The following is a 14,603-nucleotide window of genomic DNA, read 5'->3' as shown; positions in this document are numbered from 1 at the left end:
GGGGTGGTGATATGAGCGCCAAAACCATATCAGCCGTTGAAGTCGTGCCGGTTGCGAAAGCTCGATACCGAAAAATCGAGGTGCGCATGTGGGGCGACGAGAAGTTCTGCGCGCTCTCTCCGATTCAGCCGTCGGCGCAAGCTCTCTGGATTTTCCTGCTCACCGGACCTCATACGGGGCCGATTCCAGGCCTTTTCCGCTCCGGGCGCGCTGCAATGGCCGAAGAGCTCAACTGGGGTCCGGAAGCCTTCGAGGAAGCCTTCCGGGAAGTCTTTCAGCAAGGCATGGCGCAGGCCGACTGGAAAGCCAAGGTCGTATGGATTCCGAATGCCATCAAGTGCAACCGCCCCGAGTCTCCGAACGTCGTCCGATCTTGGGCGAGTGAGTGGGCTTTGATCCCCGAGTGCGACCTCAAGCGAGAGGCATATGAATCGCTGAGAGCCAATATCCACGGGCTTGGAGAGGCTTACGGCAAGGCTTTCGAAGAGGCTTTCGGAAAGGCTTCCGGGAAGCCTAGCGGCAAGACATGCGGGAATCAGGAACAGGAACAGGAACAGGAACAGGAGAAAAGCTTGGCGGCTAACGCCGCTGTCGACAACTGCGCTGGCGCGCCTTTGATCGACCTCCTTGGAGCAGAGATCGGGAATAGCAAAGACGTGACAAAAGGCACAGGTGTCGCGCAACTGCTTTGCCCTACGGATCGAATTGTTCGCGCTTATCACGAGGTGATGCCGGATAACCCGCGAGTCAAGGTGCTGAATAACGGTCGCCGAAAGAGCATTGCCGCTCGGTGGAAGGAGGCTGCACGGCTGGATTGCAAGCCGTTCGGCTACAGCACTGTTGCGGAGGGCCTGGCAGCGTGGCGCGCGTTTTTTGAAGTCTGCGCTCAGTCCGAATTTTTGACCGGCAGATCCAAACCGCAGCCCGGCAAGCCGCCGTTCGTAGCGGATATCGATTTTCTGATGTCGCCCGGCGGCTTCTCGAAATGCCTCGAGAACAAATATCACAGGGATGCAGCATGAACGCCCCTCACGAACTTGATGAACTCGGCGTGCGTGTGCCGCCAGCCGCGATTGAGATGGAGCAGTCTGTGTTGGGCGCGCTGCTTCTCGACAACGACGCAATTGATCGAATTGGGGATCTCCGCGCCGAGCACTTCTATCGCTATGAGCATCGGCTGATCTTCGAAACGATTCAAAAAATGCTGATGGCGTCGCGTTCGGCGGACGTAATGACGGTCTTCGAATGGATGCAGTCGGCGGGAACTCTCGATCGCACAGGCGGCTTGCAATATCTAAACGCACTGGCAGGCACCGCAATGGGATCCGCGAACATCGCGCGCTATGCGCAGATCGTTGTCGACCGGTGGAAGCTGCGCGGCGTGCTGGCGGCGCTTGATGAGGTTGGGGCAATGGTCCACAACCGCAATGGCCGGGAGGTTGGCGAGATCATCGCAGAAGCGCAGACGCGGCTCGAATCGCTCGCCGATACCGCCGTGCAGGCGCCACAGCTTGCAGCGGCCGGACTCGCAGAACTCGTTACGGAGCTCGACGCACAGTTTCACGGCACGCCGACGAGCGCGACGGTAGTGAAGACCGGATTTACCGACGTCGACCGGAAGCTTGACGGTGGGATGCGTGGTGGGGACTTGGTTGTCGTTGCGGGGCGTCCGTCGATGGGCAAGACGGCTTTTTCGATGGCGATCTCCGATCATGCCGCTGCCCACGCAGGTCCTGCACTCGTGTTTTCGATCGAAATGCCCACGAAGCAGTTGAATATGCGGCTTCTTGCACGAGCTGGGAATCTTCCTATCGGGAAGTTGAAAGACGGTTCAAAGATGGAGGACGGAGACTGGCCGAAGCTGACGCGCGCCGTTCAACACATCTCGGACTTACCGCTCTACATCGACGAGTCCGGGAGCGTCTCGCTTCCCGACATCGTCAGCCGAGCGCGCGCGCTAAAGCGCCGTGAAGGCCTCTCGCTGATCGTCGTCGACTATCTGGGCCTCGTGAAGCTCGGCAAGGAGGAGCGCCATGATCTTCAGATCGCCGCGGTAACGCGCGGGCTGAAAGAGCTCGCGAAGCAACTCGACGTGCCGGTGCTGTTGCTCTGCCAATTGAGCCGCGAGGTTGAAAAGCGTCCGAACAAACGCCCGCAGATGTCCGACCTCCGTGATTCAGGTGCGATCGAGCAGGACGCCGACGTGATTCTCTTTTTGTATCGGGACGAGGTCTATCACCGGGACACCGCAGATAAAGGCGTCGCGGAAGTGATCTTTGCCAAGCAGAGGAACGGGGCGCTCGGAAAGGTTGGCCTCGCATTCGTTGGTGATCACGCCAAGTTTGCGGATCTCGATGCGGGACGTCTTTTGGGGAGCAGCGAGTCGCGAGCTACTCGAGCACGGGGCTTTGACTAGCGAAGAAGCCGCTGCTCCACGGGGCTCATGAAACGGATCGGCAGACCGCGACCAACGAAATAGCTCAATTCGATCAGATCTGAAAACCGATAAAGGCCTATTTGTGGCAGGTGGATTGAGTGAAAAAACGTCCTTAGCGACGTTGTCGCCACGCTAAGTAGTTGCGAACGAGATAGGGTCATCGCGCTGAAGCGTAACCGGCGTGTTGTCTGAATCCGGACTCGCTGTCGATCTCGAGAGGATAGACATCAACGATGTGGGTGAATGCAAAGGGGGGCGGGATGAACAGGCCGTTTCTGGTAGGCGATCTGAAGATAGCAATTCAAAGCGTTCCTGACGACGCCGTAGTCATGGTGCGTATCAACCACGATCTCGGCTTCAATCCGGGCGACGAAGGTTACGAGCCGGCTTGGGGCGACGTCTTCTACTGCGTTGACGACAACAGTCTGAACGTCGAGTGAGGCTCGAATGCTTCTTGCGGACAAACGGTGCAAGTGATGGCGCGAATTCATAAGTGCTGCACGTGCCGGCAAGCGCGGTAACTAAGAGCCTATGCCACAACTCGCGCCTCGAGTTGTGTCGACACTGACAGAGCCCAACGACGTGAAATTCTCGTATGCGTCTTCCGTGTCTGGAAAGGCGGTGGGAATTTCCGCACACCAAAAAGAAAACCGCAGGACTGCGCTAAGCGTTTAGATCGAGACAGAAGCTAGGTACGCTAGTCGCGATCGGCCGCGAACCTGAGGCTCAGGCGAGCAGTATTCGCCTGAATAGCCCGCTGAAACGTTTCTTATGGGCAGCTACAAACAAGGTGAAAACACATATGGATAACTTCCTGCTGATCGCGATTAACACTGACGTGATGCCGTTGCGCACAGCCCTTCAGCGCAATCCTGATCTTTGGGGCGCCAATTCTGTTCGGCAAGATTTTGCAAACTCCCCGCACGCGGACGTGCGGGACATCTTGTTGAGATTTTCTGACACTTCGGCTTCGAATATCGGAGACCAGCTTGTTTGCTCCAGCATGCCCGCGCTTGCTCAACTGCCCGAGGCTCGTCCATTGATTCACGGCTTGTTGGCGCGCGTCAACGCCACGATGCTAGGGCGAGTCCTGATAACGCGGTTGCCTGCCGGCAAATCTATCAAGCCGCATCGCGACGTCCTTGGTGCTTATGCGCATCACTATCAGCGCTACCACATACCTCTTCAAAGCCTTCCTGGTTGCTCCTTTTGTGCCGGTGGCGAACACGTGTTCATGAAGCCTGGCGAAGTTTGGTGGTTCAACGCTAGTGTGGACCATGAAGTCGTGAACAACAGCGCTGACGATCGTATCCATCTCATCATTGACGCCCGTTCGGATTGACTGACTATGAACAATTTCCCTGTCGAACAATTTTCCGCGGCGCTTGCCGATACCTTGGCGCTCTACGAATACGGTCGTTGGTTCGAAGGTTACCAACCGCCCCTCGGTGCGGTTCACCCTTCGTCGTCTTCGGGCGAAATGTTCACTGCGATGCTAAAGCAGCAGCGGAATCACGCTCACTTGGCGCGGCGATTGCGTGACGAAATCGCGGCTCGTCGAAGTGATACGAGCCTTGTCACGACCTCTGCGACTGATTGACCTATGTCGTCAAGCCAGGGCCCCGCGTTCGGAGCGATGAGGCAGCCGATCGACTTCAATTTGCTTGAGACCGCAATTGACCAAGCACGCCGCGGCGGCTCGCATTGGCTGAAAAAGTACGAAATCGAAAGGGCTTGGATGGTGATACAGACCCGGCATCGCGCTAGCTTCCGTTGGAAGGCACGCAAATCGCCGGATTCGCCATGATGGTCGCGGTCCCGTTCATTGCTCGCCTCCCCCGTGATATGGTTCGCTCGCAACGACCACAACTCACGGGGAGAACGCGTTGAAAAAAGCGGCCGCATTGTTTTGCCTAACCACTTTGGTGGCGGGTTGCGTTAGTACGAGCGAAGTCACGCAAATTGGGAAGGATACCTATACCGTTGGAACTACCGCACGGGGTGGTTTGAATTCCCGCGCGGAGATCATGGCGACGACAGTAAAGATCGCGGCCCAGTACTGCACGAGTCTGAACAAGAAGATGCAACTCTCGCATTCCGATGCCTCTGGTGTGCAGGGCTGGACGCCGGTCGAGACGGACATCGTTTTTCAGTGCTTGGATGAAACCGATCCGGGGTACGGCCGCGTTACTGAGCACCGAGACATCGGGGCAATTCAAGTGACGCACTGATCTCTACCGAAAGAGGTTTCGCAGGGGAAGACAGAGGATGTTCGACATCGCATGTTGCACAATCACAACGCGGCAGCTTTCGTTGCTCTCGCAGCGTCACTTTGTGAAATCAGGGCCTGTCACAGCGCCCTCATGAAAAATGAAATGCGTCACTCTGCGAACGAGACCGGCACCACGGGGACGATGGCCAATGCTATGCGGAAATGCTTGCCGGCTGACCGCTCACCGGCTAATCTCGCTGCAAACCCGCCTGGATAGGCATCGACTTCAAAACCCGGAGACTCTGGGGTAGGGGCTTCATTGCCCGCAGCACCCCCGAGGCTTCGAGATCAGCTGGGATACCCAGCCATTAATTGTGAAAGCTCGCCTTGCGGGCGCGGTGGTTTGCTTCACCGTTTGAATTTCTTGAGTTGGGCCTGAGGCCCAAAATCCGTCCATCGGTTTTAGATGGGCTATGCAACAGCTTCGTCGACAGGCGAGGCGTCCCGTCTGCCTTTCCGCTCCGGTGGAAGGCATGTAGTGCAATCCCCGTTCGCCGCTTCTGCGGCATTAATCCGTGACGTGCGCTCCCCAGCGCCTACGCCGCGCCTCGTTGCGTCCGTCGTCTTCGTCCGTGTGACGAGCGTCGGCGCGCGTGGTCGCGGCCTCTGCAATGTCGTGTCAGCTCGTCTGGCACCCATCAATTCGCGCGGTCAGGGCATTGGCGCCCCCTGATCGGTCGCACAGCCAAATTCACGGAACGAACGGGGAGAAGCGTTCACCTGTTGCGGCTTTCGCCCATGGCGAAGTCGTACAGGCTGCGTCGGCCTGCCGGCGCTGCACGCTCCCAAACTCACCAGCACGAGGCTCGTGCCCCCGTTCGTTGTCTCTCATGCGCATCGCGCGCAGGGCCGCCGTGGCCCGTGCGAGAGACAACCTGGGGTCGAGCCTCACACTGGATTGACGGGGTACGCATGTCTCACAAATCATTGGCGGCCGACCTGTGCCGCGCTGCGCGCTCGGCGCGCGGGAAACAGGCAGATCACACCCGGAAGGGGCGTGATCAATCTCTCATGCGCTTCGCGGTTAGCGTTTGGGAGGCAGGATTTCAGGTTCACACGGCTGGCGGGATCAAGGAGAAGCACATCGAGGCATGGGCTGCGGATATGGAATCGCGCGGCCTGTCCAAGCGCACCCGAGCAAACAACCTCGCGCATATTCGTACCGCACTGGAGGGCGTTGGACGCCGCCCGTTTGCGGACAAGCTGTCCAACTCACGTCTGGATGCCGCGGGGGCCAGTCGGGCCGGCACGAAGCGGCCGATGCCGCACGAGGCACTCGCTGTCTATCTGCCGACCGTCGCAGCGATCGACCCCGGCGTCGCGGTGGTCCTCGAACTGATGGCGCAATTCGGGTTGCGCGCGGAGGAGGGCGTGCGGGCTGTGAAGTCGCTTGCCGACTGGCTTCGTGCGTTGCGCAATCCGGCTGCTGACGGGTTCGTAACTGTCATCCATGGCACGAAGGGCGGTAAAACCCGGCGCAGCCCATCGTTGGACCGCCAGCACGCGGCAACGCTGGTTGAGCGCGCAATCGATCTCACAAAGGCGTCCGGCGGCAAGCTTGTGCGGAAACCCGACCTAAAGCGGGCAATGGATCGCTTCCACTACGTGGTGCGCAAGGCGGGGATGACCGGCGCGGATGCCCCGCACAGCCTCCGTTATGCGTACACGGCGGAACACCTCAGGCGCCTGAAGGCAGTCGGCGTGTCGCGGCGCGAAGCGGCGGCCGGCGTGTCGACGTGGCTCGGTCATGGAGATGGCCGCGGCACTTGGGTGGAGTACGTGTACGGTCGGAAAGAGCTGGCGGCCGAGGAGGTGGGGAATGCATAAGCACACCGACACTCTGCCGCTTGTGGGTCTTTCGCGCTGGGACCAGATTGCGCCGTTCGTCGGCGTTTCTCGTGAGACTTGGCGCAAGCGCTGTCTGGAAGGGAGGGCGCCTAAACCGATCCAGCTGACCTTGCGTTGCACCGTGTGGAAAAACGAGGAGGTGCATTGCTGGCTGGGCGATCCGGTCGGGTACCGCGTCCCGAGCGTCGCCGACGTTGGAACCGACGCTTGACGGATTGTGGGCGCCGCTGGGTCGCTGTTAAGGCGGCGCGATTCTTCACACCGAAAAAGAGCACGCACGCGTCCACTACGCGCGCGCGAATGACGCGCTGTTGACGAACCAGTAAGGTGAGCTAGCATTGGATGCGCGTGGGAGCTTGCGTGACGAAAGTCCGCACTATAGGACGCGCGCGAGCTCCACGGAAAGGGATCCCAGAGTACTGCCGAAGAGGAGCCACGCAGCACCGCAGAGCGTCAGATCAAGGCCACCTGTTGCCGTCATTTCCAATTTTTGGTGAATTTCCACATCGGCTGTCGAACGACTAGTAGATTCGGCTTCTATAAGATTTTGATGTTCAGCCAACTTCTGAAGAAGCTCGGTCTTGTCTCGTGTCGCGTTTATCATGATTTCTTGCATTTGCTTCTCTAACACCAGCACGCGAGCATCGATTGGTTGAGCGGTACTCGCAGTTACTCCAACTGTGCCGACGGCGGCACTTGTGCTGATTCCGCCGAGGCTGGCGCCAACGGCGACGATTGCCGATTTTGGGAAGCGGGGCCGTTCACGGATAAATGCCTCGACGCGATCAGCTAGAGAAGGGCGTCCGAACTGCCTTCGAGTGCTTGCTACACCGATGGCGACGTTGAATACACCGAGGGTCTGCAGGAAAAGCCCTGACCATCGGAAATGTGGCTCTGTACAGCCCACCAGCCACAACCACGCAATGACGCTAACGATTGGCAAGATGGCGAGAACTGCCATCCGTAATCTCGCTAGCCAACGGCCTAGCTGCTTCAGCCAGATGAGGGTCAGTGCTTTCCTGTCGACGGAACTCATGATCGCAGTCTGCTCCGGTATTGTTGTACGTCACGGCTCGCTGCTGGAGTCATCCAAGCACTAGATCGAAGATAGCTCCTAAGCCACTCTGGCTGTCGGATTCATCGAAATAACGTGCGCGCCTGCCTTGAGTCCTTCGAGATAATCCGCCCACTTCTGCATCATTGCGCGCCGCTCCTTGAGGAACTTCGTGCGGTTGTAAGCTTTTCCGAGGTTATCGGGAACCGAGTGCGCGAGCTGGTGCTCGATGACTTCCGGCTTTTGCTCCAACTCCTCGTGGAGGATAGTACGCGCCATCGCGCGGAAGCCGTGGCCGGTGATTTCCGTGCGCGTGTCATACCCGAGGCGACGCAGCGCCGCGTTAACCGTAGCTTCGCTCATGGGGCGTTTTCGGTCGCGTGCGCCGGGGAACACGTAACGATCGGAGCCGGTCAGCGCGTGCAACTCGCGCAAGATGACGACCGCCCGCGTGGCCAACGGCACGAGATGCTCCGTCTTCGTCTTGCTGACGTGGTAGCGCCATTCGCCTTTGTCCAGATCGATCTCCGTCCATTCGGCCTGCCTCAGTTCGCCGGGCCGAACGAACAACATCGGCGCGAGCTTGAGCGCGCACAGCACCGGGAAGGTGCCAGTGAAACCGTCGAATGCACGCAGCATCTCGCCGACCTTGGCCGGCTCGGTGATGGACGCGAAATGCTCAGTCTTGGCTGGCGGGATTGCCCCGACCAGATCACGAGCGGGATCGGACTTGCAAAAGCCTTCCTTGATCCCATAGCGGAACACACGGCTGATCTCGCCGCGCAGACGGTGAGCCGTGAAGCGTGCGCCGCGGCTATCGACGCGCTTTAGCGCATCAAGAATCTCTGGCGCATCAATCTCGGAGATGGGGCGCTTGCCGAGCCAGGGAAAAGCGTCGTTCTTGAATCGTGCCAGCGTCTTATCGTATTGCGCCGGTTCAACGTACGGGCGCCGCTCGTCCATCCACGCCAGCGCAACGGCTTCGAACGAGTTGGCAGCCGCCAGCTTCGCCGCGCGCTTGTCAGCCTTCTTGGCTTCGCCCGGATCAGTGCCCGCCGCCAGCTTTTCCCGCGCGGCGTCGCGCCGCTTGCGGGCTTCGACCACCGAGACTTCGGGATAAGTGCCGAGCGCGAGGCTCTTTTCCTTGCCGCCGATCCGATACTTCAGCACCCAGCGCTTGCCGCCAGCTGGTGTGACGAGAAGGAAGAGACCGCCAGCGTCGAACAGCTTCTGCTGTTTTTCCGCCGGCTTGGCGTTGCGAACCGCGAGATCGGTGAGAGCCATGTGGGTGCTCCGTGCGACGGTCGCAGGGGTCTTTTCGGGGGTCTTTTTCACCGCCGACTTGCCCGAACGCAGGACAACCCCCGGAAGAACCCCCGCATGGGGGTTGTTGGTACTGGTGAAAGTTGGGAGTAGTTTGCAATAAAAAACCCCGCGAGACTATATCTGGCGGGGTTTTCTGGTCAAACGTGGTGGACGTTTGGAAGGTATATGGTGCCTCGGGCCGGAATCGAACCGGCACTCCTTTCGGAACCGGATTTTGAGTCCGGCGCGTCTACCAATTTCACCACCGAGGCGGGTAGCCGGTGATTATGACGCAAATCCCCCGCTCAGGCAACCGCGGCAACCGCCGCCTCAGATCGTCCGCGAAAACCGGTCGGGCCGCTGCGCGCCCAGGTAGCGGTCGAACACCATCGCGATATTGCGCACGAACATGCGTCCGGCCGGCAGCACCTCGAGCCGGTTCGCACCGCGCGCCACCAGGCCGTCGCGCTCGAAACCGGCGAGGCGTTCGAGTTCGTCGCTGAACGTGGCCGCGAAACGCACGCCGTAGGCGGCTTCGAACTCGTCGTATCGCAGTTCGAGATTGCACATGAGTTCGGTGATGATGTCGCGGCGCAGACGGTCGTCGGCGGTAAGGCGCACACCGCGCGCGATCGCGAGGCGCCCGGCGTCGATCGCCGCGCCGTAGCCGGGCAGGTCTTTCGCGTTCTGCGCGTACACGTCGCCGACCTTGCCGATGGAAGACGCGCCGAAGCCGATCAGATCGCAGTCGGCGCGCGTGCTGTAGCCCTGGAAATTACGATGCAGCGTGCGCCTCGCCTGCGCGCGCGCGAGTTCGTCGGTGGGCAGCGCGAAGTGATCCATGCCGATGTAGACGTAACCGGCGTCGGTCAGCTGTTCGACCACGAGTTGCAGCAGCGCGAGGCGCGTGGCCGGGGTGGGCAGCGTGGCTTCGTCCATCTGGCGCTGCATCTTGAAGAGATGCGGCATGTGCGCGTAGCCGAACACGGAAATGCGATCGGGTGCGAGCAGCAGCATCGTGTCGAGCGTACGGCGGAAACTTTTCACGCTCTGATGCGGCAGGCCGTAGATCAGATCGACGCTGATCGATTCGAAGCCGTTCGCGCGCGCGGCGTTCATCACGTCCACCGTGAGTTCGAGCGGCTGCACGCGGTTGATCGCCTGCTGCACGACCGGGTCGAAGTCCTGCACGCCGAGGCTCAGCCGGTTGAAGCCGAGCGAGCGCAGATGTGCGACGGTCTGCGCCGACGCCTCGCGCGGGTCGATCTCGATCGAATACTCCGCTTCGTCGTCGGGGCGCAGCGCGAAGCGTTCGCGCGTCGCGGTCATCAGCGTGCTCATCTCGTCGAGCGAGAGGAACGTGGGCGTGCCGCCGCCCCAATGCAGCTGCGAAACCGGGCGCTTCGTGTCGAACAGCGCGGCCTGGCGGTCCAGCTCGCGAATCATCTGCGCGAGATACGGCTTCGCGCGGGCGCGGTTTTTTGTCGCGATCTTGTTGCAGCCGCAATAAAAGCAGACCGTGTCGCAGAACGGAATGTGGAAGTAGAGCGAGAGGTCGGTGTCGCTCGCGCCGGGATCGGCGGCGGCGCGCGCGTAGTGGGCGAGATCGAAGTCGTCGCGGAACTGCAGCGCCGTGGGGTAGGACGTGTAGCGCGGGCCGTTGGCGCCATATTTGGCGAGCAGGTCGGGACGGAAGAGCAGGTCGGCGTCGCTCATGCGGACTCTCGGGGGTGGGCGGCGCGCGCCGGGTCGTGTCCGACAGCGCCTGTGACAGAAAGTGTAAGAGCGTGTCGGACGAAGCGTTTGCGTAAAAAGGTCGCAGACCCGTCGATGGCACAATGCGGGGGGCGCCACCGGCGTGCGCCTGGGTCGCTGCCGTTCCCGTTGTTGAACGCGCGTCGACACGTTTTGTCAGAATCGCCGGACGTTTTCAGGAAACCCGTTGTGACTTCCGTTGTTCTTACCGATGTGTCCGCGCACGCCTGCCGTCCCGGCTGTGGCGCGTGCTGCATCGCGCCTTCCATTTCGAGCCCGATTCCGGGCATGCCCGAGGGGAAGCCGGCCGGCGTGCGCTGCGTGCAGCTCGGCGACGATCTGCGTTGCCGGATTTTCGGCTCGCCGCTGCGGCCTGCCTGCTGTTCGGGCCTGCAGCCGCAAGCGGAAATGTGCGGCGAGTCGCGCGACGAGGCGCTCGCCTGGATCGCGCGTCTCGAAAGCGAGACGCAGCCGGCACGCTGAGTTTCGCGCGCCGGTTCCTGCAAGCCGTGCGCGCCTTCGGCCAGAATGTCGGCTGCGCGCGACGGCGCTGTTCGCTGCGCGCCCATTTCATCGAGGAGATTTCGCATGATCCGTACCGCAACGCGCGTGTCCCGTCGCGCCTTCCTGCTTGCCGCGTGCGCCGCGGCGGGCTCGGCGATGTCGCTCGGCGCGTGTGCGACGGGGATTTTCCCGTTCATTCCCGACCACTACACGTTCTCGCAGCAGCAGGTGCAGGAAGCGGTGCAGCGCAAGTTTCCGTATCACCGCTCGATGCAGCAGATCTTCGACGTTTCGCTCGCGAATCCGGTCGTGACGCTCTTGCCCGATCGCAACCGCGTGGCCGTGCGGCTCGACGTGCATCTGGAAAGTCCGCTCGCGCAGGAGCCCGTGAACGGCGCGTTCACGATGTCGAGCGAACTCGCCTACGACGCGCAGAGCCGCGCCGTCGTGCTGCGCTCGCCGTCCGTCGATAGCGTCGATATGGCGGGCAACGCGGCCGCCTACGCGCAGCAGGTCAATGCGGTGGCCGCGCTGGTCGCGACGCAGTTGCTCAACAACTATCCCGTCTATACGTTCAAGCCCGAACAGCTGCAATTTGCCGGCGTGAATTACGAACCCGGTACAATCACCATCCTTACAAACGGCATACGCGTGCAGATCGTCGAAAAATAGACGGACTACTTCGCGCCGGCGCGCGCCACCGCTTCCAGCGCGCGTCCTTACGACCACAAGGAAAAGGGATGGACTGGTTATTGACCTGCAAGGCCTTGATTCTCGGCATCGTCGAGGGGCTGACGGAGTTCCTGCCCGTGTCGAGCACGGGCCATCTGATCGTCGCGGGCAGCGTGCTCAACTTCGAGGGCGACTTCGCCAAGACTTTTGACGTGGTGATCCAGTTCGGCGCGATCCTGGCCGTGTGCTGGGAGTTCCGCCGCAAGATCGGCGACGTCGTGACCGGCCTGCCCAAACGCGCCAACGCGCGGCGTTTCGCGCTCAACGTGATCGTCGCGACGATCCCCGCCGTCGTGCTCGGCCTGTTGTTCGAGAAGGCGATCAAGTCGGTGCTGTTCGCGCCGGTGCCGGTGGCGTTCGCGCTCGTGGCGGGCGGTATCGTCATCCTCTGGGTCGAGGCGCGCTTGCGTCGCGGCGCGAAGGCGCGCGCGGCCGCGCCGGTCGAGGCCCAGGCTGAAGCCCAGCTTCAGGCGAAGGCACCGCGCCCCGCGCGCGTGAATTCGCTCGACGAGATCACGCCGCTCGACGCGCTCAAGGTGGGGTTCGCCCAGTGCTGCGCGCTGATTCCGGGCATGTCGCGCTCGGGCTCGACGATTATCGGCGGGATGCTGTTCGGTATCGAGCGGCGCGTCGCCACCGAGTTCTCGTTCTTTCTCGCGATTCCCGTGATCTTCGGCGCCACGCTCTACGAGATGCACAAGGCGTGGCACGCGCTCTCGGCCGACTGGCTCGGGCTGTTCGGCGTGGGTTTCATCGCCGCGTTCGTGAGCGCGTTCGCCTGCGTGCGCTGGTTGCTGCGCTTCGTCGCCTCGCACGACTTCACGGCGTTCGCGTGGTATCGCATCGCGTTCGGCCTCGTGATCCTGCTGTTCGGCTATGGCGGCGGCCTCGGCTGGGACGAGTGATTGCACGCCGATCAAGCGGGCTGCAAACGCAAAACGGGCGCCGATATCGGCGCCCGTTTTTTTGTTGCGCGCCGCTCGAAAGACGGAGCGCCGCAGACGGAGCGGTGGGCCTCAGTCCGCGCGGCGGCGGAACACCAGATCCCACACGCCATGACCGAGACGCAGCCCGCGGCGCTCGAACTTCGTCACGGGACGATAGTCGGGGCGCGGCGCGTAGTCGGCGGCCGTGTTTTCGAGCGCGGGCTCGGCGCTGAGCACTTCGAGCATCTGCTCGGCGTAGTTCTGCCAGTCGGTCGCGCAATGCAGGTACGCGCCCGGCTTCAGATGCGCGACGAGTTGCGCGACGAACTTCGGCTGGATCAGGCGGCGCTTGTGATGACGCGCCTTGTGCCACGGATCGGGGAAGAAGATGTGCACGCCGTCGAGGCTGGCGGGCGCGATCATGTGCTCGAGCACTTCCACCGCGTCGTGCTGGATGATGCGGATGTTGGTGAGGTTCTGCTCGCCGATCAGCTTGAGCAACGCGCCCACGCCGGGCTCGTGAACCTCCACGCCCAGAAAGTCGTCCTGCGGGCGCAAGGCGGCGATCTCGGCCGTGCTCGCGCCCATGCCGAAACCGATCTCCAGCACGCGCGGCGCTTCACGGCCGAACACCGCGTTCCAGTCGGCGGGTTGCGGCGCGTAGGGCACGACGAAGCGCGGGCCGAATTCGTCCATGGCGCGGCGCTGGCCGGTCGAGACGCGGCCGGCGCGGGTCACGAAGCTGCGGATGCGGCGATGGCGCAGGCCATCCGCGCCGGATTCGTCGCTGGCCTCGTCGATGGCCTCGTCGATGATGTCGTCGGCCGGGGCGGCGGCTTGTGCAGCTTGTGCGGCCGCGTCCGCGGCGGCGTCATGGGCGTCGTTGGACGGCGTGCAGTCGGGACGGACTGCGTCGTTGGGATCGTGATTCATCTTCGCGGATGGTGGTGAGAGCCGCGGAAGTCGCGGCGCTCGATAACGGGGTTTGCCGCGGGGCCGGCGCGCGGGCCACGCGAGTGGGCCCGGATCGGCGATCGGCGCAAGGCGCGCGGCCTTCGGCGACGGCGCTTCGTGGCGAACGTGCCGGCGAGCATGTCGCGCCAGGGCCACGACCGGTGTGGCCGGGTGTGGCCCGGCGTTGCCCGGTGTTGCCCGTTTGCCGCGGGCGGGCTCGCCGATAACAGCGAGCTTCCTGTTCGCCTCGCGCGGCTCGATTTCGCACGGCGCGGCCGGTGCAGCGTCGACGCGCATTATATCAGCGGGTCATGGCCGGTCTGGCCGCGCGGCGGGCGGGTGACGCCGGCCGCACGCGCGGGGCGATCGCGGCCGGTATCGCGGTCGGTATCGGCGGAAATTTGGTGTAGGAAGTCAGTCGGCGGAAATCACGACATGCATGCGCGTGGGCTCGGTGAGCTCGAACGTGTCGACGCGGCCCGCGCGCACGTCGAGCAGCACGCTCAGGAGCCGCTCGGCGGCGTTGTGCAGGCGCGTGGCATCGGCGGGCAGGCGCTCGCTGGCATCGGCAAGGAGCGCCTTGCGCGATTTCACGATCAACGCGATCGCGCTCGGCCGGGACATGAAGAATCGATCCATCGTTGACTGACGCGCCGAAGGGCGCGCGGCAAGCCGCTCAGTGTGCTCAGTGTGGATGCGTACGCGGTCGCGCGGATGACAGATCGGGGAACCGGCTCGCGGCATGCAACGACCGCTGCGAGGGACGCAATCGCGCCAACGTGCCAACGCGAAAACCCGGCGACACTCGACGCCGTG

The 14,603-nt window shown here is 62.2% G+C and carries 14 protein-coding genes and 1 tRNA gene; 9 read left to right on the top strand and 6 right to left on the bottom strand.

The window, feature by feature from the left end:
• The first annotated feature begins 11 nt into the window (after positions 1-11).
• The 6 genes from FAZ98_RS10425 to FAZ98_RS10400 all read left to right on the top strand — a co-directional run bounded on the left by FAZ98_RS10425 (position 12) and on the right by FAZ98_RS10400 (position 6,768).
• On the top strand, positions 12-1,022 hold the full coding sequence (locus FAZ98_RS10425) for a hypothetical protein (protein WP_158951141.1): 1,011 nt from the start codon (positions 12-14) through the stop codon (positions 1,020-1,022).
• Complete coding sequence (dnaB, locus tag FAZ98_RS10420) at positions 1,019-2,416, top strand: replicative DNA helicase (protein WP_158951140.1); 1,398 nt, start codon at positions 1,019-1,021, stop codon at positions 2,414-2,416. Before FAZ98_RS10425 ends, dnaB begins: the two co-directional genes overlap by 4 nt.
• Positions 2,417-3,239: 823 nt before the next feature.
• On the top strand, positions 3,240-3,779 hold the full coding sequence (locus FAZ98_RS10415; RefSeq protein ID WP_158951139.1) for an aspartyl/asparaginyl beta-hydroxylase domain-containing protein: 540 nt from the start codon (positions 3,240-3,242) through the stop codon (positions 3,777-3,779).
• A 544-nt stretch (positions 3,780-4,323) separates the two neighbouring features.
• Positions 4,324-4,668 carry a hypothetical protein gene (locus FAZ98_RS10410; protein WP_158951138.1) on the top strand — a complete coding sequence of 115 codons (345 nt, stop codon included), beginning with the start codon at positions 4,324-4,326 and terminating at the stop codon, positions 4,666-4,668.
• A gap of 953 nt (positions 4,669-5,621) precedes the next feature.
• Entirely contained in the window at positions 5,622-6,536 is a 915-nt protein-coding gene (locus tag FAZ98_RS10405) for an integrase domain-containing protein (protein ID WP_158951137.1), read from the top strand.
• Positions 6,529-6,768, top strand: a complete 240-nt coding sequence (locus FAZ98_RS10400) for a helix-turn-helix transcriptional regulator (RefSeq protein ID WP_158951136.1) — start codon at positions 6,529-6,531, stop codon at positions 6,766-6,768. The genes FAZ98_RS10405 and FAZ98_RS10400 overlap by 8 nt, the downstream gene beginning before the upstream one ends.
• 165 nt (positions 6,769-6,933) lie before the next feature.
• Here the strand turns inward: FAZ98_RS10400 and FAZ98_RS10395 are convergent, their stop codons facing one another.
• The 4 genes from FAZ98_RS10395 to hemN all read right to left on the bottom strand — a co-directional run bounded on the left by FAZ98_RS10395 (position 6,934) and on the right by hemN (position 10,632).
• Complete coding sequence (locus FAZ98_RS10395; protein ID WP_158951135.1) at positions 6,934-7,593, bottom strand: hypothetical protein; 660 nt, start codon at positions 7,591-7,593, stop codon at positions 6,934-6,936.
• 78 nt (positions 7,594-7,671) lie between these two features.
• Positions 7,672-8,895, bottom strand: a complete 1,224-nt coding sequence (locus FAZ98_RS10390; RefSeq protein WP_158951134.1) for a tyrosine-type recombinase/integrase — start codon at positions 8,893-8,895, stop codon at positions 7,672-7,674.
• 208 nt (positions 8,896-9,103) lie between these two features.
• Positions 9,104-9,188: transfer RNA gene (locus FAZ98_RS10385), tRNA-Leu, on the bottom strand.
• A gap of 58 nt (positions 9,189-9,246) precedes the next feature.
• The gene (hemN, locus tag FAZ98_RS10380; RefSeq protein ID WP_158951133.1) at positions 9,247-10,632 is read right to left on the bottom strand and encodes an oxygen-independent coproporphyrinogen III oxidase; all 1,386 of its coding nucleotides are present in this window, start codon (positions 10,630-10,632) and stop codon (positions 9,247-9,249) included.
• A gap of 228 nt (positions 10,633-10,860) precedes the next feature.
• Between hemN and FAZ98_RS10375 the strand changes: the two genes are divergently transcribed.
• From FAZ98_RS10375 to FAZ98_RS10365, 3 genes are all read left to right on the top strand, one after another.
• The gene (locus tag FAZ98_RS10375) at positions 10,861-11,154 is read left to right on the top strand and encodes a YkgJ family cysteine cluster protein (protein ID WP_158951132.1); all 294 of its coding nucleotides are present in this window, start codon (positions 10,861-10,863) and stop codon (positions 11,152-11,154) included.
• Positions 11,155-11,259: 105 nt separating this feature from the next.
• A complete protein-coding gene (locus FAZ98_RS10370) occupies positions 11,260-11,847 on the top strand; it encodes a DUF1439 domain-containing protein (protein ID WP_158951131.1) in 588 nt (195 codons plus the stop codon).
• A gap of 68 nt (positions 11,848-11,915) precedes the next feature.
• Positions 11,916-12,812, top strand: coding sequence for an undecaprenyl-diphosphate phosphatase (locus FAZ98_RS10365; RefSeq protein ID WP_158951130.1), 897 nt, complete (start codon positions 11,916-11,918; stop codon positions 12,810-12,812).
• A 111-nt stretch (positions 12,813-12,923) separates the two neighbouring features.
• On the opposite strand, the gene trmB is transcribed toward FAZ98_RS10365, so the two are convergent.
• Together trmB and FAZ98_RS10355 are read right to left on the bottom strand one after the other, a co-directional pair.
• Positions 12,924-13,766 carry a tRNA (guanosine(46)-N7)-methyltransferase TrmB gene (gene trmB, locus FAZ98_RS10360; protein ID WP_158951129.1) on the bottom strand — a complete coding sequence of 281 codons (843 nt, stop codon included), beginning with the start codon at positions 13,764-13,766 and terminating at the stop codon, positions 12,924-12,926.
• A 435-nt stretch (positions 13,767-14,201) separates the two neighbouring features.
• Entirely contained in the window at positions 14,202-14,411 is a 210-nt protein-coding gene (locus tag FAZ98_RS10355; protein WP_158951128.1) for a hypothetical protein, read from the bottom strand.
• Positions 14,412-14,603: the final 192 nt, after the last annotated feature.

This window comes from Paraburkholderia acidisoli (genome assembly GCF_009789675.1).
GTDB lineage: Bacteria > Pseudomonadota > Gammaproteobacteria > Burkholderiales > Burkholderiaceae > Paraburkholderia > Paraburkholderia acidisoli.
The sequence above is the reverse complement of the archived record's forward strand: the minus strand, read 5'-3'. Positions and strand labels throughout refer to the sequence as shown.